The sequence below is a fragment of the Legionella sp. PC997 genome, assembly GCF_014109825.1.
In the GTDB taxonomy this organism is placed as follows: domain Bacteria; phylum Pseudomonadota; class Gammaproteobacteria; order Legionellales; family Legionellaceae; genus Legionella.
This window is the reverse complement of the sequence record NZ_CP059576.1, coordinates 3,178,518-3,202,500: the sequence shown is the minus strand read 5'-3', so window position 1 is coordinate 3,202,500 and position 23,983 is coordinate 3,178,518. Positions and strand designations below refer to the sequence as shown.

The following is a 23,983-nucleotide window of genomic DNA, read 5'->3' as shown; positions in this document are numbered from 1 at the left end:
CCGGAAGTCCCAGGTTTCCTGCACGACGTTAATCGGAGCAGGGTGAGTCGGCCCCTAAGGCGAGGCTGAAAAGCGTAGTCGATGGGAACCAGGTTAATATTCCTGGACTTTTTATAAGTGGTGATGTGGGGACGAAGAAGGCTAGATGAGCCAGGCGTTGGTTGTCCTGGTATGTGCATGTAGGAGGGTAGACTAGGCAAATCCGGTTTACTATCAACTCTGAGATGCGACATGGTGCTGACACTTCGGTGTACAGCGAAGTCATTGATGCCCGGCTTCCAGGAAAAGCTGCTAGCCATAACTTATAGAAAACCGTACCGCAAACCGACACAGGTGGACAGGTAGAGAATACTAAGGCGCTTGAGAGAACTCGGGTGAAGGAACTAGGCAAAATGGTACCGTAACTTCGGGAGAAGGTACGCCCTTTTTGGTGATGGAATTTACTTTCAAAGCTGAAGAGGGCCGCAGAGACCAGGTGGCTGCGACTGTTTATTAAAAACACAGCACTCTGCAAATTCGTAAGAAGACGTATAGGGTGTGACGCCTGCCCGGTGCCGGAAGGTTAATTGATGGGGTTATCTTCGGAGAAGCTCTTGATCGAAGCCCCGGTAAACGGCGGCCGTAACTATAACGGTCCTAAGGTAGCGAAATTCCTTGTCGGGTAAGTTCCGACCTGCACGAATGGCGTAACGATGGCCACACTGTCTCCACCCGAGACTCAGTGAAATTGAAATCGCTGTGAAGATGCAGTGTACCCGCGGCTAGACGGAAAGACCCCGTGAACCTTTACTATAGTTTTGCACTGGACTTTGATGATAACTGTGTAGGATAGGTGGGAGGCTTTGAAGTGAGGACGCTAGTCCTCATGGAGCCGACCTTGAAATACCACCCTGTTGTTATTGAGGTTCTAACTTGGTCCCGTAATCCGGGATGAGGACAGTGTATGATGGGTAGTTTGACTGGGGCGGTCTCCTCCCAAAGAGTAACGGAGGAGCACAAAGGTACCCTCGGTACGGTCGGACATCGTACCAAGAGTGTAAAGGCATAAGGGTGCTTGACTGCGAGAGCGACGGCTCGAGCAGGTACGAAAGTAGGTCTTAGTGATCCGGTGGTTCTGTATGGAAGGGCCATCGCTCAACGGATAAAAGGTACTCCGGGGATAACAGGCTGATACCGCCCAAGAGTTCATATCGACGGCGGTGTTTGGCACCTCGATGTCGGCTCATCACATCCTGGGGCTGAAGCAGGTCCCAAGGGTATGGCTGTTCGCCATTTAAAGTGGTACGCGAGCTGGGTTTAGAACGTCGTGAGACAGTTCGGTCCCTATCTGCCGTGGGCGTAGGAAAATTGAGAGGAGCTGCTCCTAGTACGAGAGGACCGGAGTGGACGAACCTCTGGTGTACCGGTTGTCACGCCAGTGGCATTGCCGGGTAGCTAAGTTCGGACGGGATAACCGCTGAAAGCATCTAAGCGGGAAGCCTCCCTCAAGATGAGTTTTCCCTTGAAGCCCGTTGAAGACTACAACGTTGATAGGCAAGGTGTGGAAGCGCAGTAATGTGTGAAGCTAACTTGTACTAATTGGCTGATTGTCTTGACCATATAATCTGAGCTACTTCATTTCTTAGCTCCAGATACAAGTTTAAAGGTATCAAAGTGAGGTTTTTGACCTCACTTACAAAAAAAATGTGCACCTCTTTATTTACCTAAAGCATAATTCGGGTATAATAGCCCCCATTATGCAAAAACAGTTTTCCTGGCGACCATAGCGTCTTGGAACCACCTGATCCCATCTCGAACTCAGAAGTGAAACGAGACCGCGCCAATGATAGTGTGAGGTTTCCTCATGTGAAAGTAGGTCATCGCCAGGGTTTTATTTAAGTGATAGTCAGAGAAATTATCACTAAATCCTGCAAGAGCAGGAAAAAGCGAATATGCTGGCGTAGCTCAGTTGGTAGAGCAACTGACTTGTAATCAGTAGGTCCCGGGTTCGATTCCTGGTGCCAGCACCATCATAAATAGGTTGGCCGTTAACAAAATGTTGACATTCTATTCATCTTAAAAGACAATAGCGTTCTTTTTGGAGGGGTTCCCGAGCGGTCAAAGGGATCAGACTGTAAATCTGACGGCTCTGCCTTCGAAGGTTCGAATCCTTCCCCCTCCACCAGTTAAAAAGAAGGATAAGCGGGTGTAGTTCAATGGTAGAACTTCAGCCTTCCAAGCTGATAGCGTGGGTTCGATTCCCATCACCCGCTCCAAAATATTAGAAAATAGAAATATTTGCTTGTTCGTATGAATCTGCAAGCTAATATAAGCCCACATAGCTCAGGCGGTAGAGCACTTCCTTGGTAAGGAAGAGGTCGTTGGTTCGAGTCCAGTTGTGGGCACCATAATGTCAATTTAGCAAATGGGGAGACTTTCCAATGGCGAAGGAAAAATTTGAGCGTAAGAAGCCACACGTAAATGTTGGCACGATTGGTCACGTAGACCACGGTAAGACGACATTAACTGCGGCTATTACCACAATTATGGCGAAGAAGTTTGGTGGCACGGCGAAAGCATATGATCAGATTGATGCGGCCCCCGAAGAACGCGAGCGTGGTATTACGATATCTACAGCACACGTAGAATACGAATCAGCAAACAGACACTATGCACACGTTGATTGCCCAGGACATGCTGACTATGTTAAGAACATGATTACTGGAGCGGCCCAAATGGACGGAGCGATACTTGTAGTATCAGCAGCTGATGGTCCAATGCCACAAACTAGAGAGCACATTTTGTTATCACGCCAAGTTGGTGTTCCTTACATTGTTGTGTTCATGAACAAAGCCGACATGGTTGATGATCCTGAGTTATTAGAGTTGGTAGAAATGGAAGTACGTGACTTGTTAAGCAGTTACGATTTCCCTGGCGATGATATTCCAATTGTTGTTGGTTCTGCGCTGAAAGCGTTGGAAGGTGATGAGAGCGATATTGGTGTTAAAGCAATTGAGAAATTGGTTGAGACGATGGACTCTTACATACCGGAGCCAGTACGTAACATTGATAAAGCCTTTTTGTTACCGATTGAAGACGTATTTTCTATTTCTGGACGCGGAACAGTAGTAACAGGCCGTGTAGAGAGTGGAATAGTGAAAGTGGGTGAAGAGATTGAGATTGTGGGAATCCGTGATACTCAAAAAACCACTTGCACAGGTGTTGAGATGTTCCGTAAGTTGTTGGATGAGGGTCGAGCTGGAGATAACGTAGGTGTATTGTTACGTGGAACCAAGCGAGATGAAGTTGAGCGCGGCCAAGTATTAGCGAAGCCAGGAACAATTAAGCCTCATACAAAATTTGAAGCTGAAGTATATGTGTTGTCTAAAGAAGAAGGTGGACGTCATACTCCATTTTTCAATGGATACAGACCACAGTTTTATTTCAGAACAACAGACGTGACAGGTACATGTGACTTGCCATCTGGAGTAGAAATGGTAATGCCAGGTGATAACGTACAATTGACGATTAACCTGCATGCACCTATTGCGATGGATGAAGGTTTACGTTTCGCAATTCGGGAAGGTGGCCGTACTGTTGGCGCCGGTGTTGTTGCGAAAATTATCGAGTAATAAAGTTAAATTGTGTTGGCATGAATATCTGATTCATGCCAATTAATTTAGGCCAGTAGCTCAATTGGCAGAGTGGCGGTCTCCAAAACCGCAGGTTGGGGGTTCGATTCCCTCCTGGCCTGCCAACTTACAAGTGAATATGAAAAGTTCGAACGAAAATCAAAGTACTACTAAAAATATACTTTCATGGATGTCTGTAGTTCTTATAACTGCAGCAGCTTTTTTTTGTACATATCACTATACTTTTTCAGGTCCCATTCAGTCAATAATATGGCTTGCATGGTTGTTGCTGACATTATTTCTTGCCTACCTGACTTCTGTAGGTAAACAAGTATTTAAATTTGCTCAAGAATCAAAAGTTGAATTGTTAAAGGTCGTTTGGCCAACCCGCCAAGAAACGATACAGACAACAACGATTGTTATTGTTATGGTTGCCGTAACCGGATTTATACTCTGGGGCGTCGATTCAGCGATGATGTGGGCAATTGCTAAAATAACGCATTTAGGGTGAATTCGGTGGAAGAACACAAATCGAAACAATGGTACGTTGTACATGCCTATTCAGGTTACGAGAATTTCGTCATGCGCGAAATTAAATCTCGTGCACAACACCATAATTTGGAAGATAAAATTGGTGAAGTTGTTGTGCCCTCAGAAGAAGTTGTTGAAATGCGTTCAGGTCAAAAACGCAAAAGCACTCGTAAGTTTTTTCCTGGCTATGTGTTAGTAAACATGGTTATGGAAGATCAGACATGGCATATGATAAGAGCAATCCCAAGAGTACTAGGTTTTATTGGTGGGACCAGTCAGACTCCTACACCTATTACTGATAAAGAAGCTCAGGCGATTATGCAACGTGTTGAAGATGGTGTTACTAAACCAAGACCGAAGATTCTATTCGAACCAGGCGAAGTGGTTCGAGTTAAAGAAGGTCCATTTGTTGACTTCAATGGTGTAGTAGAGGAAGTCAATTATGAGAAAAACAGATTAAGAGTAGCCGTACTGATTTTTGGACGTTCTACTCCAGTTGAACTTGAATTTAGTCAAGTAGAGAAAACTTAGTTCGCTAAGGTGCCCTGGATAACCCTTAATAAACATCAAGTTTAGATAAGAGTTATCCAGGGCTATTTTGTGTAAAAAGGGGAGCTAGAAATTAAAAAAGTATATTCATCCTTTTTTAAAAAAACTAGCGTATGACCCATAAGGAGTAAAGATGGCAAAAAAAGTAGAAGCATATATAAAGTTGCAAATTCCAGCAGGTAAAGCTAATCCAAGTCCACCAGTAGGTCCAGCTTTGGGTCAACGTGGTGTTAACATTATGGAATTTTGTAAAGCCTTTAACGCTGCAACACAACAAATGGAACAAGGGTTACCGACACCAGTTGTAATCACTGTTTATAGTGATCGTAGTTTTACCTTTATTACTAAGACACCACCGGCTTCAGTTCTTCTGAAAAAGGCTGCGGGTATTCAAAGTGGAAGTGGTACGCCTAACACTAAAAAAGTGGCCAAACTTAACGTCAAACAACTTGAAGAAATTGCGAAGATTAAAGAACCTGATTTAACTGCAGCCAGCTTAGCAGCAGCGGTTAGAAGTATTGCAGGTACTGCTCGCAGTATGGGTATTGACGTTGAAGGCTTAGAGTAAGGGGGATGCCATGCCAAGAGTATCGAAGAAACAAAAAAAGATTTTAGAGACAATCAAGACAAATCATTTATATAGCGCTAGTGAAGCAATTAATCTTTTGAAACAATTTGCTTCAGCTAAATTTCGTGAAAGTTTAGATATTAGTGTTAACTTGGGTGTTGATCCTCGTAAATCAGATCAAGTAGTTCGTTCATCAACTAACTTACCTAAAGGTACTGGTAAAGTTGTGCGTGTTGCCGTTTTTGCACAAGGTGACAACGCAACCAAAGCAAAAGATGCTGGTGCTGATATCGTTGGATTTGAAGATCTTGCTGAAAAGATTAAAGGTGGCGCAATGGATTTCGATGTTGTTATTGCAACACCAGATGCTATGCGTATCGTCGGCCAATTAGGCCAGATTTTAGGCCCAAGAGGCTTAATGCCAAATCCAAAAGTTGGAACCGTTACTACAAACGTTGAGGCTGCAGTTAAAGATGCTAAATCAGGTCAAGTACGTTACAGAACTGACAAAAACGGTATTATCCATTGTACTGTCGGTAAAGTAGATTTTGCGGCTGAAGACATTATCGAAAATATAGTTGCTTTAATTAATGATCTAAAAAAGGCGAAGCCTTCTTCATCTAAAGGTCAATATTTAAAGAAAATATCTTTATCTACAACTATGGGTCCTGGAATAGCTATTGATATTTCATCAATACCTGTGTAATATAACCACCCATTTTTAGGAATTCACGGCATAGATTTGGTTCCATGCCGTCGAAGACCGCAGGTGCTAACGCTTAATTTCCTGCGCAGACGGTGAACCGGCTCCAACATAATGAAAGAGGCGGCCACCATAACTGGCAAATCCTTGTGATTTGTATAATTAGGAGGTCAGTAACGTGACATTAAATTTAGCTGCAAAAAAAGCTGTTGTTGAAGAAGTGACTGCGGTCGCCTCAAAGGCTATTTCGGCAGTAGTTGCTGATTATCGTGGTTTAACTGTTAATCAAATGACGCACTTACGTAGTGAAGCACGTAAATCTGGTGTTTATCTTCGAGTTGTAAGAAATACTTTGACAAGAAGAGCCTTTAAAAACACTGAATTTGAGTGCTTGAATGACTTGCTTGTCGGCCCGTTATTCATTGCTTTATCACTAGAAGCACCTAGTGATGCAGCAAGGCTACTTAAAGAATTCACTAAGACATGCGACAAACTTGAAGTTAGAGCATTATCAGTAGGCGGAAAAGTATACAGGGCAGATCAAATTGATGCTGTTGCTAGCTTACCGACTCGTGATGAAGCAATCGCCAAGTTAATGTACGTGATGAAAGCGCCCGTTGAGAAATTTGTCAGAACTCTTGCTGAGCCTCATGCTAAATTAGTAAGAACCTTAGCAGCGGTAAAAGATAAAAAAGCAGGTTAAGTCACATTTAATCATTAAATTAATTTTAAATCAGGAGCTAGTAATGGCTGTGTCAAAAAATGATATTTTAGAAACCATAGCAAACATGTCTGTTATGGAAGTTGTTGAGTTAATCGAAGCAATGGAAGAGAAATTTAACGTTTCTGCTGCCGCTGCTGCTGTTGCAGTTGCTGCTCCAGCTGCTGCTGCTGCCGCTGCTGAAGAACAAACTGAGTTTAATGTTGTTATGACCAGTTTTGGTGCTAACAAAGTAAACGTTATTAAAGCAGTTCGTGGTATTACAGGTCTTGGCTTGAAAGAAGCTAAAGATTTAGTAGAAGGTGCTCCTTCAACAATTAAAGAAGCTGTATCTAAAGACGAAGCTGCTAACATCAAGAAAGAACTTGAAGAAGCTGGTGCTTCAGTAGAAGTTAAATAATAAAGCTATATCAGTGAGATAGAACCCAGCCATGGTTTCATGGCTGGGTTTACGTGTTTGAAGTCATCAATAATTTACAGAGGAAACACCATGGCCGTTGCAGAAGCTAAACCTCAATATTCGCATGCTGAGAAAAAACGATTTCGCAAAAGCTTTGGTACGCAGGCCGATAAAATGGCAATACCAAATCTGCTTGAAATTCAACTCAAATCTTACAGGGATTTCCTTCAGGCTGATAGCAAGTCAAATGAACACTTTAATACAGGATTGCATGCTGCATTTTCTTCTGTATTTCCGATTGAAAGCTTTTCAGGCAATGCACGATTAGAATATGTTGGTTATAAGTTAGGTGAACCAGCATTCGATGTTCGTGAATGCAAATTAAGAGGTCTAACATATTCTGCACCATTGAGGGTTAAAATAAGACTTGTTGTTCTGGATAAAGACGCAAGCGAAGAACCTAAGCCAATTAAGGATATTAGAGAACAAGACGTTTTTATGGGTGAAATACCTTTAATGACAGATGTAGGCACGTTCGTAGTAAATGGTACTGAACGGGTAGTAGTTTCTCAGTTACATCGTTCTCCTGGTGTGATATTTGAGCACGATAAAGGTAAAACCCATTCTTCAGGTAAGTTGTTATATTCCGCGCGTATTATACCCTACCGTGGTTCCTGGTTAGATTTTGAATTTGATCCAAAAGATTGTGTTTATGTTCGTATTGATAGACGACGTAAACTACCGGTTAGTATTCTTTTAAGAGCTTTAGGATACGAAACAGAAGATATTCTGAGCGAATTTTTTGAAATGACCAGCTGCCATCTTAAAAATGGCGAATATCATATTGATCTTATCCCTCAACGTTTACGCGGGGAAATAGCTTCTTTTGATATTCATGTCCCTGAAACAGGGGAATTAATTGTTGAACAAGGTAGAAGAATTACAGCACGTCATATCAAATTAATGGAAAAAAGTCAGATGAAAGATCTGATTGTGCCTCGTGATTATCTAATAGGTAAAACTTTAGCCAGAAATATCATTGATACCTCTACCGGAGAGTTTATTGCTCAAGCAAATGATGAGGTTACAGATGAGTTGCTCGATGCAATGGCTTCTAACGGACTCCATGAATTTGATATGATTTACACCAATGATTTGGATCATGGTTCATATATATCAGATACAGTTAAAATTGATCCTACTTCAAGTCAATTAGAGGCGCTTGTTGAAATTTACCGTATGATGCGTCCAGGCGAGCCACCAACTAAAGAGGCTGCCGAAGCTTTATTTAAAAATCTATTTTTTGTCGATGAGCGGTATGACTTATCTGCAGTCGGAAGAATGAAATTTAATCGACGCGTTGGTAGAAAAAATGATGACGGTCCGGGCACTTTGACCAAAGAAGATATTCTGTCAGTTATCAAAACACTTATCGACATAAGAAACGGTATTGGAATGGTTGATGATATTGACCATCTAGGTAACCGAAGGGTTCGTAGTGTCGGGGAAATGACTGAAAATCAATTTAGAGTGGGTCTTGTGCGTGTTGAAAGAGCCGTTAAAGAACGTTTAAGTTTGGTTGAGTCAGAAAATCTGATGCCGCAGGACTTGATTAATGCAAAACCTGTTTCCGCAGCAATTAAAGAATTTTTCGGTTCCAGTCAGCTGTCACAATTTATGGATCAAGTTAATCCATTATCCGGTGTTACCCACAAACGACGCGTTTCTGCACTAGGCCCAGGTGGTTTAACACGTGAACGTGCAGGGTTTGAGGTACGTGACGTACATACTACACATTATGGTAGAGTATGTCCTATTGAAACTCCTGAAGGTCCAAACATTGGGTTGATTAACTCCCTGTCTGTATATGCTAGAACAAATGATTATGGATTTATTGAAACTCCATGTCGTAAAGTAATTAATGGCCGTGTTACTGATGATATTGAATATCTCTCAGCTATTGAAGAAGTGGATCAATACATCGCTCAATCAAGCGTTGCTCTTGATAAAGAAGGTAACATACTGGCTGATCTTGTTCCTTGCAGACATCAAAATGAATTTTCATTGACTACGCCCGATAATATCAACTACATGGATATTTCGCCGAAGCAGATTGTGTCTGTGGCAGCTTCTTTGATTCCATTCCTAGAACATGATGACGCGAACCGTGCTTTAATGGGTTCAAACATGCAACGACAAGCAGTGCCTACCCTGCGCTCAGAAAAACCTTTAGTAGGTACTGGGATGGAGCGTATTGTAGCGTCTGATTCGGGAGTTTCAGTAGTAGCAAAACGAGGTGGGATAATTGATCTTGTTGATGCATCTCGTATTGTGGTCCGTGTTAATGACGATGAGACTACCGCGGGTGAAACCGGCGTTGATATTTATAACCTGACTAAATACTTCCGCTCAAATCAGGATACATGTATTAACCAACGTCCAATAGTCAATACAGGTGATATCATCCAAAGAGGCGATATATTGGCCGATGGTCCATGTACTGATATGGGCGAACTGGCTTTAGGTCAGAACTTGTTGGTCGCTTTTATGCCATGGAATGGATATAACTTCGAGGACTCTATTCTTATATCCGAGCGTATCGTACAAGATGATCGATTCACCACAATTCATATAGAAGAATTAACGTGTATTGCCCGTGATACTAAATTAGGTACAGAAGAGATTACTGCAGATATTCCTAATGTAGGTGAATCTGCTCTTTCTAACTTGGATGAATCAGGTGTAGTGTACATCGGTGCTGAAGTTAAAGCCGGCGATATTCTTGTTGGAAAAGTTACTCCTAAGGGCGAAACACAATTAACACCTGAAGAGAAGCTACTAAGAGCAATCTTTGGTGAAAAGGCTTCTGATGTTAAGGATTCCTCACTTCGTGTTCCATCAGGAATGAATGGTACTGTCATTGACGTGCAAGTATTTACGCGTGATGGCTTAGAAAAAGATGCCCGTGCGAAAAGCATCGAGGAAGAACATTTGGCGCGAGTCCGTAAAGACTTAGTTGATGAGCGACGTATTCGTGAAGAAGATATCTACCATCGCGTAGCAAATATTGTTCTCGATAAAGTAGCAACAGGTGGCCCAGGAAACCTGAAACCAGGATCTAAAATAAACCAAGAATACCTTGATAAGATAGGTAGAGATAAATGGTTTGATATCCGTCTTGAAAACGATGTAACGAGCCAGCAATTAGAACAGCTTTCAAAGCAACTTGAAATGTTGTCTAAAGAAATGGAAAAGCGTTTTAACGACAGTCGTAAGAAAATCATTCAAGGTGATGATCTGGCTCCTGGCGTGTTAAAAATTGTTAAAGTGTATCTTGCTGTGAAAAGACGTATTCAACCAGGCGATAAGATGGCAGGTCGTCACGGTAACAAAGGGGTAATCTCCATCGTAGTTCCTGTTGAAGACATGCCGCATATGGAAGATGGAACAGCAGTAGACATCGTTCTTAATCCGCTAGGCGTGCCATCACGTATGAATATCGGACAAGTACTCGAAACCCACCTTGGTTTAGCTGCAAAAGGCTTAGGTAATAAAATTGCTCAGATGCTTGATACAAAACAAAATGCGGCTGAAATCAAGTCGTTCTTGAATAAGATATACAACCATGATGACGTACAACGTGTACATTTAGATTGTCTGAATGATGAAGAAATATTTAGATTGGCAGATAATCTACGTGCTGGTGTACCTATGGCGACACCTGTTTTTGATGGTGCTTCTGAAGAAGAAATAAAACGCATGCTGCAACTGGCGGATTTGTCTTCTGATGGTAAAACCTATTTGACTGACGGACGAACTGGAAGCAAATTTGATAACCCGGTAACTGTCGGTTACATGTATATGTTAAAACTAAATCATTTAGTTGATGATAAGATGCATGCTCGCTCAACTGGCTCATACAGCCTAGTAACGCAACAACCATTAGGTGGTAAAGCACAGTTTGGTGGACAACGCTTTGGGGAGATGGAGGTTTGGGCTCTCGAAGCTTATGGTGCAGCTTATACATTACAGGAAATGTTGACTGTGAAATCAGATGACGTTGGAGGTAGAACAAAGATCTACAAAAATATTGTCGATGGCGATCATCGTATGGACCCAGGAATGCCTGAGTCTTTCAACGTATTGTTGAAAGAAATTCGTGCATTGGGCATAGATATCGAACTCGAACACGATTAACTTTTTCAGCGATACATACTGATTAACAAATTTTTGGAGGCATAGACTTGAGTACTCTAAACGACGATCCAATGAATGAGCCAATGAGAAAAGCTCCTGTGATGAGCGATTTGCTTGGCATCCTAAAGCAACAGGGACAAAGTGAAGAGTTCGACGCAATTAAGATTGCGTTGGCTTCTCCTGAGCTAATTCGTTCATGGTCATATGGTGAAGTAAAAAAACCAGAAACAATAAATTATCGTACCTTTAAACCTGAACGCGATGGGTTGTTTTGTGCTAAAACTTTTGGCCCAGTAAAAGATTACGAATGCTTATGTGGAAAATACAAGCGTCTTAAACATCGCGGTGTTATTTGTGAAAAGTGCGGTGTTGAGCTTGCGCTTGCAAAAGTGCGTCGTGAGCGTATGGGACATATTGAGCTCGCAAGCCCAGTTGCACATATTTGGTTTTTGAAGTCGTTACCTTCCAGAATAGGTTTACTACTGGATATGACTTTGCGAGATATTGAGCGTGTTCTTTATTTTGAAGCGTTTGTTGTTGTTGACCCAGGAATGACTGAGTTGGAACGTGGTCAATTGCTGAATGATGAAGTGTATCTTGATGCAATGGAACAATATGGTGACGAGTTTGATGCACGTATGGGTGCCGAAGCTATTCGTGATTTGCTCCGCCAAGTTGATCTTGAAGATGAAATCAAGAATTTGCGTGAAGAGTTACCAACTACCAGCTCTGAAACCAAAATTAAAAAAATTACCAAAAGATTAAAATTACTTGAAGCTTTTTATGAGTCTGGGAATAAGCCAGAGTGGATGATTATGGATGTCCTCCCTGTGCTACCACCTGATTTAAGACCATTGGTACCTTTAGATGGTGGCCGTTTTGCTACATCTGATTTGAATGATTTATATCGACGTGTCATTAACCGAAACAACCGTTTGAAACGTCTTTTGGATCTTAACGCACCCGATATTATTGTTCGTAATGAAAAGAGGATGTTACAGGAATCAGTTGATGCTTTGCTCGATAATGGACGTCGTGGCCGTGCAATTACGGGCACCAACAAGCGCCCCCTTAAATCGCTAGCTGATATGATTAAAGGAAAGCAAGGTCGTTTCCGTCAAAACCTGTTAGGTAAACGTGTGGATTATTCAGGTCGTTCTGTAATTGTGGTTGGTCCGACTTTGAAACTGCATCAGTGCGGTCTCCCTAAGAAAATGGCTCTTGAGTTATTTAAACCATTCATATTCAGTAAACTTGAATTCAGAGGCTTAGCTACAACAATTAAAGCAGCCAAAAAAATGGTAGAGCGTGAAGAGTCTGTGGTCTGGGATATATTGGATGATGTAATTCGTGAACATCCTATCCTGCTAAACCGTGCTCCTACTCTCCATAGATTAGGTATACAGGCCTTCGAACCCGTACTTATTGAGGGTAAAGCGATACAACTTCATCCATTAGTATGTACTGCATACAACGCTGACTTTGACGGTGACCAAATGGCGGTGCATGTGCCCTTGACTTTAGAGGCACAATTGGAAGCTCGCTCATTAATGATGTCTACAAACAACATCTTATCACCTGCGAGTGGTGAGCCAATTATTGTTCCTAGCCAGGATGTTGTATTAGGCTTATATTACTTAACTCGTGAAAAAGTTAATGCCTTAGGTGAAGGGAAGATTTTTGTTAGTGCCCAAGAAGCACAAAACTTTTATGAGTCAGGTCACCTTGATATTCATGCTAAAATTAAAATCCGCATGCCAAAAGAAGATAGTGAAGGTCACCATTTGGTAGAAACAACTGTTGGCCGAGCAATTCTTGCTGAGGTGCTACCTAAGGGTATGACCTTTGCTCAGATAAACCGTACGATGACCAAGAAAGTCATTTCCAAAGTCATAGATACCTGCTATAGAAATTTTGGTTTGAAGGAAACGGTTATTTTTGCTGATAAGCTTATGTACACAGGCTTTAAGTATGCAACTCGTTCTGGTGTATCAATTGGTATTGAAGATATGGAAATACCTGATGACAAAGCCAGCATTATTGATCATGCAGATAACGAAGTTCGTGAAATCGAATCACAATTCCGATCTGGTTTGGTAACCAATGGCGAACGTTACAATAAAGTAATCGATATTTGGTCCAGAACTAACGAATTAGTTGCTAAATCGATGATGAGTAAAATAGCAACAGAAGAAACAATTGATGCCAAAGGGAATAAAGTTCGACAAGAATCCTTCAATCCAATCTTTATGATGGCTGATTCAGGAGCGCGGGGTTCCGCAGCGCAAATAAGACAGCTAGCAGGTATGCGCGGATTGATGGCTGCCCCTGATGGATCTATTATTGAAACGCCAATTACAGCTAACTTCCGCGAAGGTCTGAATGTATTCCAGTATTTCATTTCGACTCACGGAGCTAGAAAAGGTTTGGCAGATACAGCGTTAAAAACTGCTAACTCGGGTTATTTGACACGACGTTTGGTGGATGTAGCTCAAGACGTAGTGATTACTGAAGATGATTGCGGTGTTGATACTGGTATTTTAATGCAACCTCTGATTGAAGGTGGGGATATCGTTGAGCCGTTACATGAGCGCGTTTTAGGACGAGTAGTTGCTGCCGATGTTTATATTCCTAACCAAAGTGAACCTGTTGTTACTGCGGGTACCTTATTGGATGAAGAATGGGTTGAAAAACTCGAAAAGCAAGGTGTGGATCAAATTATGGTTCGCTCACCGATTACCTGCCAAACCCGTTTTGGATTGTGTGCTAAGTGCTATGGCCGTGATTTGGCCCGAGGCCATCTCGTTAATACAGGTGAAGCTGTAGGTATTATAGCTGCTCAGTCAATTGGAGAGCCCGGCACCCAGTTAACAATGCGTACTTTCCATATTGGAGGTGCTGCTTCTAGAGCGACTGCAGCGAATAATATTCAGATTAAAACGAAAGGGGTTATTCGTTTACATAACATAAAAACAGTTACTCACGAAAACAAAAACTTGGTGGCTGTATCTCGCTCCGGTGAGGTAACCATTGTTGATGAGTTCGGGCGTGAACGTGAACGTTACAAGTTGCCATACGGCGCTGTAATTTCAGTTCATGACAATTCACCTGTAGAAGCTGGGCAAGTTATTGCTACTTGGGATCCCCATACTCACCCAGTTATTTCAGAGGTAACAGGATATCTGAAATTTGTTGATTTGGTTGAAGGCATCACCATGAACCGACAAACAGATGAGCTAACAGGCTTGAGTAACATCGTAGTTATCGATGCGAAACAACGTAGTGCAGCTGGTCGTGATTTACGCCCGATGGTAAAACTCGTCGCTGAAAACGGGGAAGATATTTATCTTGCTGGTACCAACGTTCCTGCTCAATACTATCTGCCAGTAGATGCGATTGTTAATTTCGAAGATGGTGGTCACGTAGGTATAGGAGACGTCATAGCACGTATTCCTCAAGAACGTTCTAAAACTCGCGATATTACCGGGGGTCTGCCTAGAGTAGCTGATTTATTCGAAGCGCGTAAACCTAAAGATTCAGCTGTTATGGCTGAAGTTTCAGGAATGGTTAGCTTTGGTAAGGAAACAAAAGGTAAGAGAAGATTACTTATTAATGTTTCTGAAGATCAATGTCATGAAGAATTGATACCTAAATGGAGACATATTTCTGTCTTTGAAGGGGAGCATGTTGAACGCGGTGAAATTATTGCTGAAGGTGCGCTCAATCCTCATGATATATTGCGCTTACTTGGCGTTGGTGCATTAGCGAATTACATTGTAAATGAAGTTCAAGACGTATATCGTTTACAAGGTGTAAAAATTAATGATAAACACATCGAAGTAATCGTACGACAAATGCTACGTAAAAGAGTTATTACTTTTGCTGGGGATTCTAAATTCTTGGCCGGTGAACAAGTTGAAGAAAGCGTCTTGTTGCAGGAAAATGACAAGCTTATTGCTGAAGATAAACAACCAGCCCGAGGTACTCCTATATTGTTAGGTATTACCAAGGCTTCTTTGGCAACTGAGTCATTTATTTCTGCTGCTTCGTTCCAAGAAACAACAAGAGTTTTAACTGAAGCTGCTGTAAGTGGTAAAGTTGATGATTTACGTGGTTTAAAAGAAAATGTTATGGTAGGTCGCTTGATCCCTGCAGGAACAGGTTATGCATACCATCAAAGCCGTAAGGCAAAAAGAGCTAAGGCTGCAGCCGGTGAGCACCCAGTGCATACCGTCACTGCAAGTGATGTTGAGCATGCGTTAAGTGAAGCATTAAACGCAGACAATCAAGAACACTAGTTCGGATTCGAAAAACGGCAGATTAAACTTGACAAATCTGCCGTAGCTATATAGAATCCGGCCTCCTTATGCATTCGAAATAATCAAAAGAGACAGATCGGAGTTAAGTATAAATGGCTACTATTAATCAGTTAGTAAGAAAGCCTCGTGTGGACGTAAAAAAGAAAAGTAACGTGCCTGCACTGGAATCATGTCCACAAAGACGCGGTGTATGTACACGCGTTTACACTACTACACCTAAAAAACCTAACTCAGCTATGCGTAAGGTTGCTCGTGTACGGTTAACTAATGGATTTGAAGTTTCATCATACATTGGTGGAGAAGGCCATAACCTTCAGGAACACTCAGTTGTTCTAATTAGAGGTGGTCGTGTTAAAGATTTACCTGGTGTGCGTTATCACACTGTAAGAGGTAGCTTAGATACCTCAGGTGTTAATGATCGTAAACAAGGTCGTTCAAAATACGGTACTAAAAAACCAAAAGATAAAAAATAACTGATTGTAGGAAATCGAAATGCCTAGAAGAAGAGAAGTCCCCAAAAGAGAAATTTTGCCAGATCCTAAACATCATAGTGAGTTATTAGCGAAATTTATCAACGTATTAATGGTTAGTGGTAAGAAGTCTACTGCTGAAAAAATTATTTATGGTGCTTTATCCGTTATGGAAGAGCGCGTAAAGAAACTTAAAAAAACAGATGAAGATGAAAGCGAATCAGGTTCAACTGGTTCTGCAACTGTTCTTCGTTATTTTGAAAATGCTTTAGATAATGTACGCCCAAGCGTTGAAGTTCGTTCACGCCGAGTTGGTGGCGCTACATATCAAGTCCCTGTTGAAGTGAGAACGGACAGAAGCATTGCCTTAGGAATGCGCTGGATTGTACAGGCAGCACGTACTCGTGGTGAAAAGGGTATGATGCTACGTTTGGCTGGAGAACTTATGGATGCTTACGAAAGTAAAGGTTCTGCAGTGAAGAAACGCGAAGATACACATAAGATGGCAAAAGCTAACCAGGCATTTGCACATTTTAGATGGAACTAATAGAGAGGTAATCCCGTGTCTACTCCATTGAAGTTATATAGAAACATAGGTATTGCAGCGCACGTTGATGCTGGTAAAACAACAACAACAGAGCGTGTCCTGTACTATACTGGTATGTCTCATAAAATTGGTGAAGTTCATGACGGTGCAGCAACTATGGACTGGATGGTTCAGGAGCAAGAGCGCGGCATTACCATTACCTCAGCAGCAACAACGTGCTACTGGTCTGGCATGGACAAACAGTTCGAGCCACATCGTATTAATATCATTGATACACCAGGACATGTGGACTTCATGATTGAAGTCGAGCGGTCTTTGCGTGTGCTCGATGGTGCTGTTGTGGTGTTCGATTCAGTATCTGGAGTGGAACCACAGTCTGAAACAGTTTGGCGCCAAGCAAATAAATATGGTGTACCACGAATTGTGTTCGTCAACAAGATGGATAGAATGGGTGCAAACTTCCTTCGTGTGGTAAGCCAAATTAAGCAAAGACTTGGTTCAAATCCTGTCGTTGTTCAATTACCCATTGGTGCTGAAGAAGAATTTAAAGGTGTTATTGACCTTATTAAGATGAAAGCAATTCATTGGGATGAAGAAAACAAAGGGATGACTTTCCAATATAAAGAAGTTCCTGCAGATCTCAAAGAACAATGTGAAGAATACCGTGCTCTACTCGTAGAAGCAGCTGCAGAAGCAAATGAAGAACTCATGGAGAAGTATCTTGAGGGTCAAGATTTCACTGAAGCAGAGATTAAGAAAGCGCTACGTCAATTGACTATTAGCAACCAAATTGTCCCTGTGTTTTGTGGTTCAGCCTTTAAAAATAAAGGTGTACAAGCAGTACTAGATGGAGTAATTGAGTATTTACCTTCTCCAACTGATATTCCTGACGTTCAAGGCGTTGATGAAGATGGTGAGCCAGCTTCTCGTAAAACAAGTTATGATGCTCCTTTTTCTGCTTTGGCGTTTAAAATCGCAACTGACCCATTCGTTGGTACTTTAACTTATTTTAGAACTTACTCTGGTGTTCTAAAAAGTGGTGACACTGTTTATAACTCAGTTAAAGCCAAAAGAGAGCGTATAGGTCGTTTACTCCAGATGCATGCTAATTCACGTGAAGAAATCAAAGAAGTAAGAGCTGGTGATATTGCTGCAGCTGTAGGACTGAAAACAGTAATGACTGGTGATACTTTATGTGATACTGAAAGTGTTGTCATATTAGAAAGAATGGATTTTCCCGATCCTGTAATTGCTGTCGCTGTAGAACCAAAAACTAAGGCCGATCAAGAAAAAATGGGTATTGCCCTTGGTAAGTTGGCTCAAGAAGATCCTTCATTCAGAGTTCATACTGACGAAGAATCTGGACAAACGATTATTGAAGGTATGGGTGAGCTTCATCTAGAAATTATTGTTGACCGCATGAAACGAGAGTTTAATGTGGAAGCTAATGTTGGTAAGCCTCAAGTTGCCTATCGCGAAACATTGAAACAACCTGTGGAGCAAGAAGGCAAGTTTGTAAGACAATCAGGTGGGCGTGGACAGTACGGTCACGTTTGGCTGAAAATTGAACCTCAAGAGCCTGGAAAAGGTTATGAGTTTATCAACGCAATTGTTGGTGGTGTTATTCCTAAAGAATACATACCTGCTGTTGATAAAGGTGTTCAAGAGCAGATGCAAAATGGCGTTATTGCTGGATATCCAGTAGTGGATGTTAAAGTCACGTTGTTTGACGGTTCATTCCACGAAGTGGATTCTAGTGAGATGGCATTTAAAATCGCAGGTTCACAATGCTTCAAGCAAGGTGCATTAAAAGCTAAACCTGTATTGCTTGAACCTATAATGAGCGTTGAAGTCGTAACCCCTGAGGATTACATGGGGGATGTTATGGGTGACCTTAACAGACGTCGCGGTCTGGTTCAAGGAATGGAAGATTCACCAGCAGGTAAAATTGTTCGGGCTGAAGTTCCATTAGCAGAGATGTTTGGTTATTCAACCGATTTACGTTCTGCGACGCAAGGAAGAGCAACATACACAATGGAATTTAGTAAGTACGCGGAAGCACCAAATAACATTGCTGAAGCAATTATTAAGAAACAATAAAGTTAACGAGGTTATTGAAATGGCGAAGGAAAAATTTGAGCGTAAGAAGCCACACGTAAATGTTGGCACGATTGGTCACGTAGACCACGGTAAGACGACATTAACTGCGGCTATTACCACAATTATGGCGAAGAAGTTTGGTGGCACGGCGAAAGCATATGATCAGATTGATGCGGCCCCCGAAGAACGCGAGCGTGGTATTACGATATCTACAGCACACGTAGAATACGAATCAGCAAACAGACACTATGCACACGTTGATTGCCCAGGACATGCTGACTATGTTAAGAACATGATTACTGGAGCGGCCCAAATGGACGGAGCGATACTTGTAGTATCAGCAGCTGATGGTCCAATGCCACAAACTAGAGAGCACATTTTGTTATCACGCCAAGTTGGTGTTCCTTACATTGTTGTGTTCATGAACAAAGCCGACATGGTTGATGATCCTGAGTTATTAGAGTTGGTAGAAATGGAAGTACGTGACTTGTTAAGCAGTTACGATTTCCCTGGCGATGATATTCCAATTGTTGTTGGTTCTGCGCTGAAAGCGTTGGAAGGTGATGAGAGCGATATTGGTGTTAAAGCAATTGAGAAATTGGTTGAGACGATGGACTCTTACATACCGGAGCCAGTACGTAACATTGATAAAGCCTTTTTGTTACCGATTGAAGACGTATTTTCTATTTCTGGACGCGGAACAGTAGTAACAGGCCGTGTAGAGAGTGGAATAGTGAAAGTGGGTGAAGAGATTGAGATTGTGGGAATCCGTGATACTCAAAAAACCACTTGCACAGGTGTTGAGATGTTTCGTAAGTTGTTGGATGAGGGTCGAGCTGGAGATAACGTAGGTGTATTGTTACGTGGAACCAAGCGAGATGAAGTTGAGCGTGGCCAAGTATTAGCGAAGCCAGGAACAATTAAGCCTCATACAAAATTTGAAGCTGAAGTATATGTGTTGTCTAAAGAAGAAGGTGGACGTCATACTCCATTTTTTAATGGATACAGACCACAGTTTTATTTCAGAACAACAGACGTGACAGGTACATGTGACTTGCCATCTGGAGTAGAAATGGTAATGCCAGGTGATAACGTACAATTGACGATTAACCTGCATGCACCTATTGCGATGGACGAAGGTTTACGTTTCGCAATTCGGGAAGGTGGCCGTACTGTTGGCGCCGGTGTTGTCGCTAAAATTATCGAGTAATTACAATGAGTAGCAATCAAAACATTAAAATAAGATTAAAATCCTTTGATCATCGGTTGATTGACTTATCAACTCGAGAAATTGTAGAGACTGCAAAACGTACTGGCGCACAAGTTCGTGGGCCAATACCATTGCCAGTCCGTAAGGAAAAATTTACTGTATTGACTTCACCGCATGTTAATAAAGATGCTCGAGATCAATATGAATTACGTACTCACAAACGTCTGGTCGTTATCGTTCATCCAACTGAAAAAACAGTTGATGCGTTGATGAAGTTAGATCTGGCTGCTGGGGTTGATGTTCAGATAAGCCTTGATGACTAAATGTTAGGGTGAAGGATATTAAAGAGGTGTTAGAATGATGATCGGTTTATTAGGCCGTAAAATCGGTATGACGCGGGTCTTCATGGCAGATGGAGTTTCTGTTCCAGTTTCTGTTGTTGAAGTTCACCCTAATAGAGTCTCACAAGTTAAAACCAAAGAAACTGATGGTTACTCTGCTGTTCAATTAACTGGTGGTACTAAAAAAGCAAGCAAAGTAAACAAACCATTAACTGGCCACTTTGCAAAAGCTGAAATTGAAGCAGGTGACATGCGTATTGAGTTTTTAATTGACTCAGAAGAAGCATTCAAAACTGGTCAGGTGATATCAGTAGCTGATGTATTTACTGCTGGCCAATTTGTTGATGTTGCTGGTACTACCAAAGGTAAAGGTTTCGCTGGTACGGTTAAAAGATATAATTTTAGAACACAAGATGCTACTCATGGTAACTCCAGATCGCATCGTGTACCTGGCTCTATTGGTCAAAACCAAACTCCAGGACGTGTATTTAAAGGTAAGAAAATGGCTGGTCACATGGGTAATGTTCGTTGTACTGTTCAAAGCCTTGAATTAGTGCGCGTAGATGCTGAAAGAAATTTACTTCTTATTAAAGGTGCTATACCTGGTGCTCCTGGCTCACAAGTTGAGATTAAGCCTGCAGTTAAAAAGCAAGTTCGAGGTGAGTGATGGAAATTACTACTATAGATACAAATTCAAAATTAGAACTGAACCAAGAAGTATTTGCGTATGGTTATAATGAAGGCTTAATTCACCAAGCCGTTATAACCTATATGAATAACGCACGTAGTGGTAATAGTGCTCAAAAAACACGATCTGAAGTTAGAGGCGGCGGTAAAAAGCCATGGAATCAAAAAGGTACTGGACGTGCTCGTGCTGGTACTATTCGAAGCCCTCTCTGGAGAAGCGGTGGGGTAACCTTTGCTTCTAAAAAAAGAGATTATTCACAAAAAATTAATAAAAAAATGTACAAACGTGCATTACGTAGTATAATCTCCGAACTTTGCCGCACTGGTAACCTTATTGTAGTAAGTGATTTCCAATGTGAAAGCAAAAAAACCAAAGATTTTGTTAATAAAATGAGCCAGCTAAACATCAACAATGCACTGATCGTAATGAGTGAAGTTGGTGAAAATGAATATTTTGGTTCAAGAAACTTAATTGATTTTGACATCTGCGACGTTACAACTATAGATCCTGTTTCTTTACTCAAATTTGAGAAAGTTGTTGTTACAGAAGCTGCAATTAAAAAAATTGAGGAACAGTTACAATGAACGCTGAAAGATTGTTGATGGTTCTACGTGAACCACATACTTCTGAAAAAGCTACTGTCATAGCTGATAAGCTGAAACAGTTCACTTTCAAAGTATTGAAAACTGCAACTAAAAATGAAATTAAAATGGCGGTAGAGAATATATTTAACGTTAAAGTTAAAAATGTATCTGTTATCAATGTGAAGGGAAAAACAAAGCGTTTTAAACAAACAAGCGGCAAGCGTAGTGATTGGAAAAAGGCATTTGTAACTCTTCATGCTGATCAAGATATTGACTTTACAGCTACCGAATAAGGCAGATTAAGATGGCACTATTAAAATCTAAACCTACTTCGCCAGGAAAACGTGGCGAGCTACGCGTGGTTCATCACCATATTCATAAAGGAAAACCACACTCTGCTTTAGTTGAAAAACTAAAGAAAACTGGTGGACGTAATAACCAAGGTAGAATCACTGTAAGACATATCGGTGGTGGTCAGCGTAATCAATATCGTATTATTGACTTCAAACGTAATAAAGATGGTATTGAAGCACGTGTTGAGCGTATTGAATACGATCCAAATCGCACCGCTTTGATAGCTTTAATTGTTTATAAAGATGGCGAAAGAAGATATATTATTGCCCCAGCTAATTTAAAAGCGGGTGATACTGTTGTAAGTGGAGCTGATTCACCTATTAGTACAGGTAATTGCCTTCCACTAAAAAATATTCCTGTTGGTACCACCATCCATTGTGTTGAAATGAAACCAGGAAAAGGTGCGCAGGTTTTAAGAAGTGCTGGAGCAAGCGGACAAATTGTTGCTAAAGAAGGTATATATGCAACATTAAGACTTCGCTCAGGCGAAATGCGTAAAATACATGTTCTTTGCAGAGCGGTAATTGGTGAAGTAAGTAATAGTGAGCATAGTTTACGCGCATTAGGTAAAGCTGGAGCTAAACGCTGGAGAGGTATTCGCCCAACAGTTCGTGGGGTAGCTATGAACCCAGTCGACCATCCACATGGTGGTGGTGAAGGCCGTACTTCTGGTGGACGTCATCCTGTGTCACCATGGGGAATGCCTACTAAAGGTTACAAAACCAGAAGTAATAAGCGTACTGATAGTTTTATTGTCAGAAGACGTAAAAAGAAATAATTATTGAGAGGATATCAAGTGGCTCGTTCTATAAGAAAAGGTCCTTTTGTTGACCATCATTTGATTGCCAAAGTTGAGACTGCAATTGAATCAAAATCTAAGAAACCAATTAAAACATGGTCTAGACGATCAACAATCGTTCCTGAAATGATTGACTTAACAATTGCTGTTCATAACGGCAAAGATCATATTCCTGTATATATTACTGATAATATGGTTGGTCATAAATTAGGTGAGTTTGCCATGACTCGAACTTTTAAAGGCCATTCTGGTGACAGAAAGGCTAAAGGTAAATAAGAGGATATGATGGAAGTTACAGCAAAGTTAAAAGGTGCTCCCTTATCCGCTCAAAAGGGCAGATTGGTAGCAGATATGATACGTAATATGAAAGTATCAGGTGCACTTGATGTCCTCAAGTTTACACCAAAAAAAGGTGCTCAATTAATGCTTAAATTATTAGAGTCAGCCATTGCAAACGCTGAAAATAATAATGGGGCAGATATTGATGATTTAAAAGTAGGTATGGTCTGCGTTGATGAAGCGATGACTTTAAAACGTATTAGTCCCAGAGCTAAAGGACGGGCAAATCGAATTTGCAAACGTACCTGCCATATCACGATTAAAGTGTCTGACGAGGAATAGCAATGGGACAAAAAGTTAACCCTATAGGTATACGCCTTGGTATTATTAAAGACTGGAACTCTAAATGGTTCGCAGGTAAAAAATACGCTGAATTTTTAATTCAAGATATTAAATTACGTACCGAGCTTAAAAAGAAACTTATGGCAGCTGCTGTAAGCAAAATTTTGATTGAGCGGCCTGCTAATAATGCTGTAGTTACAATACTGACTGCACGACCTGGTGTGATCATCGGTAAAAAAGGTGGTGGTATTGAAACATTACGTTCTGAAATTTCTAATAGATTAGGTGTTCCTGTTCATCTTAATATTGAAGAAATTAAAAAACCTGAGCTCGATTCAACTTTGGTTGCTGAAGGAATTGCACAACAATTAGAACAGCGTGTTATGTTTAGACGTGCTATGAAGCGTGCGGTAACTTCTGCTCTTAAAGCAGGGGCGAAAGGAATTAAAATTTGCGTTAGTGGCAGACTAGGTGGTGCAGAAATTGCGCGCAGCGAATGGTATAGAGAAGGACGTGTTCCTTTACATACTTTCAGAGCAGACATTGATTACGGCACAGCGGAGTCTAAAACTACCTACGGTATTATTGGTGTAAAAGTCTGGATCTTCAAGGGTGAAATTCTCCCTCAAAAGAAAAGATCTTCTGACGTTGCCCAGTGAGTGAGGATTAA

General features: G+C 41.3%; 21 protein-coding genes, 5 tRNA genes and 2 rRNA genes (1 of these 28 running past the window's edge). All 28 read left to right on the top strand.

Annotated features, from left to right (window positions below):
* Nucleotides 1-1,599: ribosomal RNA gene (locus HBNCFIEN_RS14035) — 23S ribosomal RNA — on the top strand; it begins 1,298 nt to the left of the window's first position.
* Between the two features lie 153 nt (nucleotides 1,600-1,752).
* Nucleotides 1,753-1,868: ribosomal RNA gene (rrf, locus tag HBNCFIEN_RS14030) — 5S ribosomal RNA — on the top strand.
* Nucleotides 1,869-1,933: 65 nt separating this feature from the next.
* Nucleotides 1,934-2,009: transfer RNA gene (locus HBNCFIEN_RS14025), tRNA-Thr, on the top strand.
* Between the two features lie 70 nt (nucleotides 2,010-2,079).
* Nucleotides 2,080-2,164: transfer RNA gene (locus HBNCFIEN_RS14020), tRNA-Tyr, on the top strand.
* A gap of 17 nt (nucleotides 2,165-2,181) precedes the next feature.
* A tRNA-Gly gene (locus HBNCFIEN_RS14015) sits at nucleotides 2,182-2,255 on the top strand.
* Nucleotides 2,256-2,311: 56 nt separating this feature from the next.
* Nucleotides 2,312-2,387 (top strand) — tRNA-Thr (locus HBNCFIEN_RS14010).
* Nucleotides 2,388-2,420: 33 nt separating this feature from the next.
* Nucleotides 2,421-3,611, top strand: a complete 1,191-nt coding sequence (gene tuf / locus HBNCFIEN_RS14005; protein ID WP_182391666.1) for an elongation factor Tu — start codon at nucleotides 2,421-2,423, stop codon at nucleotides 3,609-3,611.
* Between the two features lie 49 nt (nucleotides 3,612-3,660).
* Nucleotides 3,661-3,736 (top strand) — tRNA-Trp (locus HBNCFIEN_RS14000).
* Between the two features lie 14 nt (nucleotides 3,737-3,750).
* Nucleotides 3,751-4,122: a preprotein translocase subunit SecE gene (gene secE, locus HBNCFIEN_RS13995; RefSeq protein WP_182391673.1), complete on the top strand. Its 372-nt coding sequence runs from the start codon at nucleotides 3,751-3,753 to the stop codon at nucleotides 4,120-4,122.
* 71 nt (nucleotides 4,123-4,193) lie between these two features.
* Nucleotides 4,194-4,673: a transcription termination/antitermination protein NusG gene (nusG, locus tag HBNCFIEN_RS13990; RefSeq protein ID WP_304599274.1), complete on the top strand. Its 480-nt coding sequence runs from the start codon at nucleotides 4,194-4,196 to the stop codon at nucleotides 4,671-4,673.
* Between the two features lie 151 nt (nucleotides 4,674-4,824).
* The gene (gene rplK / locus HBNCFIEN_RS13985; protein ID WP_010654844.1) at nucleotides 4,825-5,259 is read left to right on the top strand and encodes a 50S ribosomal protein L11; all 435 of its coding nucleotides are present in this window, start codon (nucleotides 4,825-4,827) and stop codon (nucleotides 5,257-5,259) included.
* Between the two features lie 10 nt (nucleotides 5,260-5,269).
* Nucleotides 5,270-5,965 carry a 50S ribosomal protein L1 gene (gene rplA / locus HBNCFIEN_RS13980; RefSeq protein ID WP_182391672.1) on the top strand — a complete coding sequence of 232 codons (696 nt, stop codon included), beginning with the start codon at nucleotides 5,270-5,272 and terminating at the stop codon, nucleotides 5,963-5,965.
* 175 nt (nucleotides 5,966-6,140) lie between these two features.
* Nucleotides 6,141-6,665, top strand: a complete 525-nt coding sequence (gene rplJ / locus HBNCFIEN_RS13975; protein WP_182391671.1) for a 50S ribosomal protein L10 — start codon at nucleotides 6,141-6,143, stop codon at nucleotides 6,663-6,665.
* Nucleotides 6,666-6,708: 43 nt separating this feature from the next.
* The gene (gene rplL, locus HBNCFIEN_RS13970) at nucleotides 6,709-7,083 is read left to right on the top strand and encodes a 50S ribosomal protein L7/L12 (RefSeq protein WP_182391670.1); all 375 of its coding nucleotides are present in this window, start codon (nucleotides 6,709-6,711) and stop codon (nucleotides 7,081-7,083) included.
* 90 nt (nucleotides 7,084-7,173) lie between these two features.
* Entirely contained in the window at nucleotides 7,174-11,280 is a 4,107-nt protein-coding gene (gene rpoB, locus HBNCFIEN_RS13965) for a DNA-directed RNA polymerase subunit beta (protein ID WP_182391669.1), read from the top strand.
* Between the two features lie 101 nt (nucleotides 11,281-11,381).
* Nucleotides 11,382-15,578 (top strand): DNA-directed RNA polymerase subunit beta', encoded by a 4,197-nt coding sequence (rpoC, locus tag HBNCFIEN_RS13960; protein WP_182393710.1) that lies wholly within the window; start codon nucleotides 11,382-11,384, stop codon nucleotides 15,576-15,578.
* Between the two features lie 113 nt (nucleotides 15,579-15,691).
* Nucleotides 15,692-16,072 carry a 30S ribosomal protein S12 gene (rpsL, locus tag HBNCFIEN_RS13955; RefSeq protein ID WP_010654837.1) on the top strand — a complete coding sequence of 127 codons (381 nt, stop codon included), beginning with the start codon at nucleotides 15,692-15,694 and terminating at the stop codon, nucleotides 16,070-16,072.
* A gap of 19 nt (nucleotides 16,073-16,091) precedes the next feature.
* Nucleotides 16,092-16,616 carry a 30S ribosomal protein S7 gene (rpsG, locus tag HBNCFIEN_RS13950; RefSeq protein WP_182391668.1) on the top strand — a complete coding sequence of 175 codons (525 nt, stop codon included), beginning with the start codon at nucleotides 16,092-16,094 and terminating at the stop codon, nucleotides 16,614-16,616.
* Nucleotides 16,617-16,631: 15 nt separating this feature from the next.
* Nucleotides 16,632-18,716, top strand: a complete 2,085-nt coding sequence (fusA, locus tag HBNCFIEN_RS13945; protein WP_182391667.1) for an elongation factor G — start codon at nucleotides 16,632-16,634, stop codon at nucleotides 18,714-18,716.
* 19 nt (nucleotides 18,717-18,735) lie between these two features.
* Complete coding sequence (gene tuf / locus HBNCFIEN_RS13940; protein WP_182391666.1) at nucleotides 18,736-19,926, top strand: elongation factor Tu; 1,191 nt, start codon at nucleotides 18,736-18,738, stop codon at nucleotides 19,924-19,926.
* A gap of 5 nt (nucleotides 19,927-19,931) precedes the next feature.
* Entirely contained in the window at nucleotides 19,932-20,249 is a 318-nt protein-coding gene (rpsJ, locus tag HBNCFIEN_RS13935; RefSeq protein WP_010654833.1) for a 30S ribosomal protein S10, read from the top strand.
* Nucleotides 20,250-20,286: 37 nt separating this feature from the next.
* Nucleotides 20,287-20,934, top strand: coding sequence for a 50S ribosomal protein L3 (rplC, locus tag HBNCFIEN_RS13930; protein WP_255464422.1), 648 nt, complete (start codon nucleotides 20,287-20,289; stop codon nucleotides 20,932-20,934).
* The gene (gene rplD / locus HBNCFIEN_RS13925) at nucleotides 20,934-21,539 is read left to right on the top strand and encodes a 50S ribosomal protein L4 (protein WP_182391664.1); all 606 of its coding nucleotides are present in this window, start codon (nucleotides 20,934-20,936) and stop codon (nucleotides 21,537-21,539) included. Before rplC ends, rplD begins: the two co-directional genes overlap by 1 nt.
* Nucleotides 21,536-21,832, top strand: coding sequence for a 50S ribosomal protein L23 (gene rplW, locus HBNCFIEN_RS13920; protein WP_019233364.1), 297 nt, complete (start codon nucleotides 21,536-21,538; stop codon nucleotides 21,830-21,832). The genes rplD and rplW overlap by 4 nt, the downstream gene beginning before the upstream one ends.
* An 11-nt stretch (nucleotides 21,833-21,843) precedes the next feature.
* On the top strand, nucleotides 21,844-22,671 hold the full coding sequence (gene rplB / locus HBNCFIEN_RS13915) for a 50S ribosomal protein L2 (RefSeq protein ID WP_182391663.1): 828 nt from the start codon (nucleotides 21,844-21,846) through the stop codon (nucleotides 22,669-22,671).
* Between the two features lie 18 nt (nucleotides 22,672-22,689).
* Nucleotides 22,690-22,968, top strand: coding sequence for a 30S ribosomal protein S19 (gene rpsS / locus HBNCFIEN_RS13910; RefSeq protein WP_182391662.1), 279 nt, complete (start codon nucleotides 22,690-22,692; stop codon nucleotides 22,966-22,968).
* Between the two features lie 9 nt (nucleotides 22,969-22,977).
* Nucleotides 22,978-23,313, top strand: coding sequence for a 50S ribosomal protein L22 (gene rplV, locus HBNCFIEN_RS13905; protein ID WP_003633087.1), 336 nt, complete (start codon nucleotides 22,978-22,980; stop codon nucleotides 23,311-23,313).
* Nucleotides 23,314-23,315: 2 nt separating this feature from the next.
* Nucleotides 23,316-23,972 (top strand): 30S ribosomal protein S3, encoded by a 657-nt coding sequence (gene rpsC, locus HBNCFIEN_RS13900; RefSeq protein ID WP_182391661.1) that lies wholly within the window; start codon nucleotides 23,316-23,318, stop codon nucleotides 23,970-23,972.
* Nucleotides 23,973-23,983: the final 11 nt, after the last annotated feature.

Bases quoted from the DNA above. Each gene is read 5' to 3' on its own strand.
- tuf (WP_182391666.1), top strand. From the start codon at position 2,421: ATGGCGAAGGAAAAATTTGAGCGTAAGAAGCCACACGTAAATGTTGGC.
- secE (WP_182391673.1), top strand. From the start codon at position 3,751: ATGAAAAGTTCGAACGAAAATCAAAGTACTACTAAAAATATACTTTCA.
- nusG (WP_304599274.1), top strand. From the start codon at position 4,194: ATGCGCGAAATTAAATCTCGTGCACAACACCATAATTTGGAAGATAAA.
- rplK (WP_010654844.1), top strand. From the start codon at position 4,825: ATGGCAAAAAAAGTAGAAGCATATATAAAGTTGCAAATTCCAGCAGGT.
- rplA (WP_182391672.1), top strand. From the start codon at position 5,270: ATGCCAAGAGTATCGAAGAAACAAAAAAAGATTTTAGAGACAATCAAG.
- rplL (WP_182391670.1), top strand. From the start codon at position 6,709: ATGGCTGTGTCAAAAAATGATATTTTAGAAACCATAGCAAACATGTCT.
- rpoB (WP_182391669.1), top strand. From the start codon at position 7,174: ATGGCCGTTGCAGAAGCTAAACCTCAATATTCGCATGCTGAGAAAAAA.
- rpoC (WP_182393710.1), top strand. From the start codon at position 11,382: ATGAGCGATTTGCTTGGCATCCTAAAGCAACAGGGACAAAGTGAAGAG.
- rpsL (WP_010654837.1), top strand. From the start codon at position 15,692: ATGGCTACTATTAATCAGTTAGTAAGAAAGCCTCGTGTGGACGTAAAA.
- rpsG (WP_182391668.1), top strand. From the start codon at position 16,092: ATGCCTAGAAGAAGAGAAGTCCCCAAAAGAGAAATTTTGCCAGATCCT.
- tuf (WP_182391666.1), top strand. From the start codon at position 18,736: ATGGCGAAGGAAAAATTTGAGCGTAAGAAGCCACACGTAAATGTTGGC.
- rpsJ (WP_010654833.1), top strand. From the start codon at position 19,932: ATGAGTAGCAATCAAAACATTAAAATAAGATTAAAATCCTTTGATCAT.
- rplC (WP_255464422.1), top strand. From the start codon at position 20,287: ATGATCGGTTTATTAGGCCGTAAAATCGGTATGACGCGGGTCTTCATG.
- rplD (WP_182391664.1), top strand. From the start codon at position 20,934: ATGGAAATTACTACTATAGATACAAATTCAAAATTAGAACTGAACCAA.
- rplW (WP_019233364.1), top strand. From the start codon at position 21,536: ATGAACGCTGAAAGATTGTTGATGGTTCTACGTGAACCACATACTTCT.
- rplB (WP_182391663.1), top strand. From the start codon at position 21,844: ATGGCACTATTAAAATCTAAACCTACTTCGCCAGGAAAACGTGGCGAG.
- rplV (WP_003633087.1), top strand. From the start codon at position 22,978: ATGGAAGTTACAGCAAAGTTAAAAGGTGCTCCCTTATCCGCTCAAAAG.
- rpsC (WP_182391661.1), top strand. From the start codon at position 23,316: ATGGGACAAAAAGTTAACCCTATAGGTATACGCCTTGGTATTATTAAA.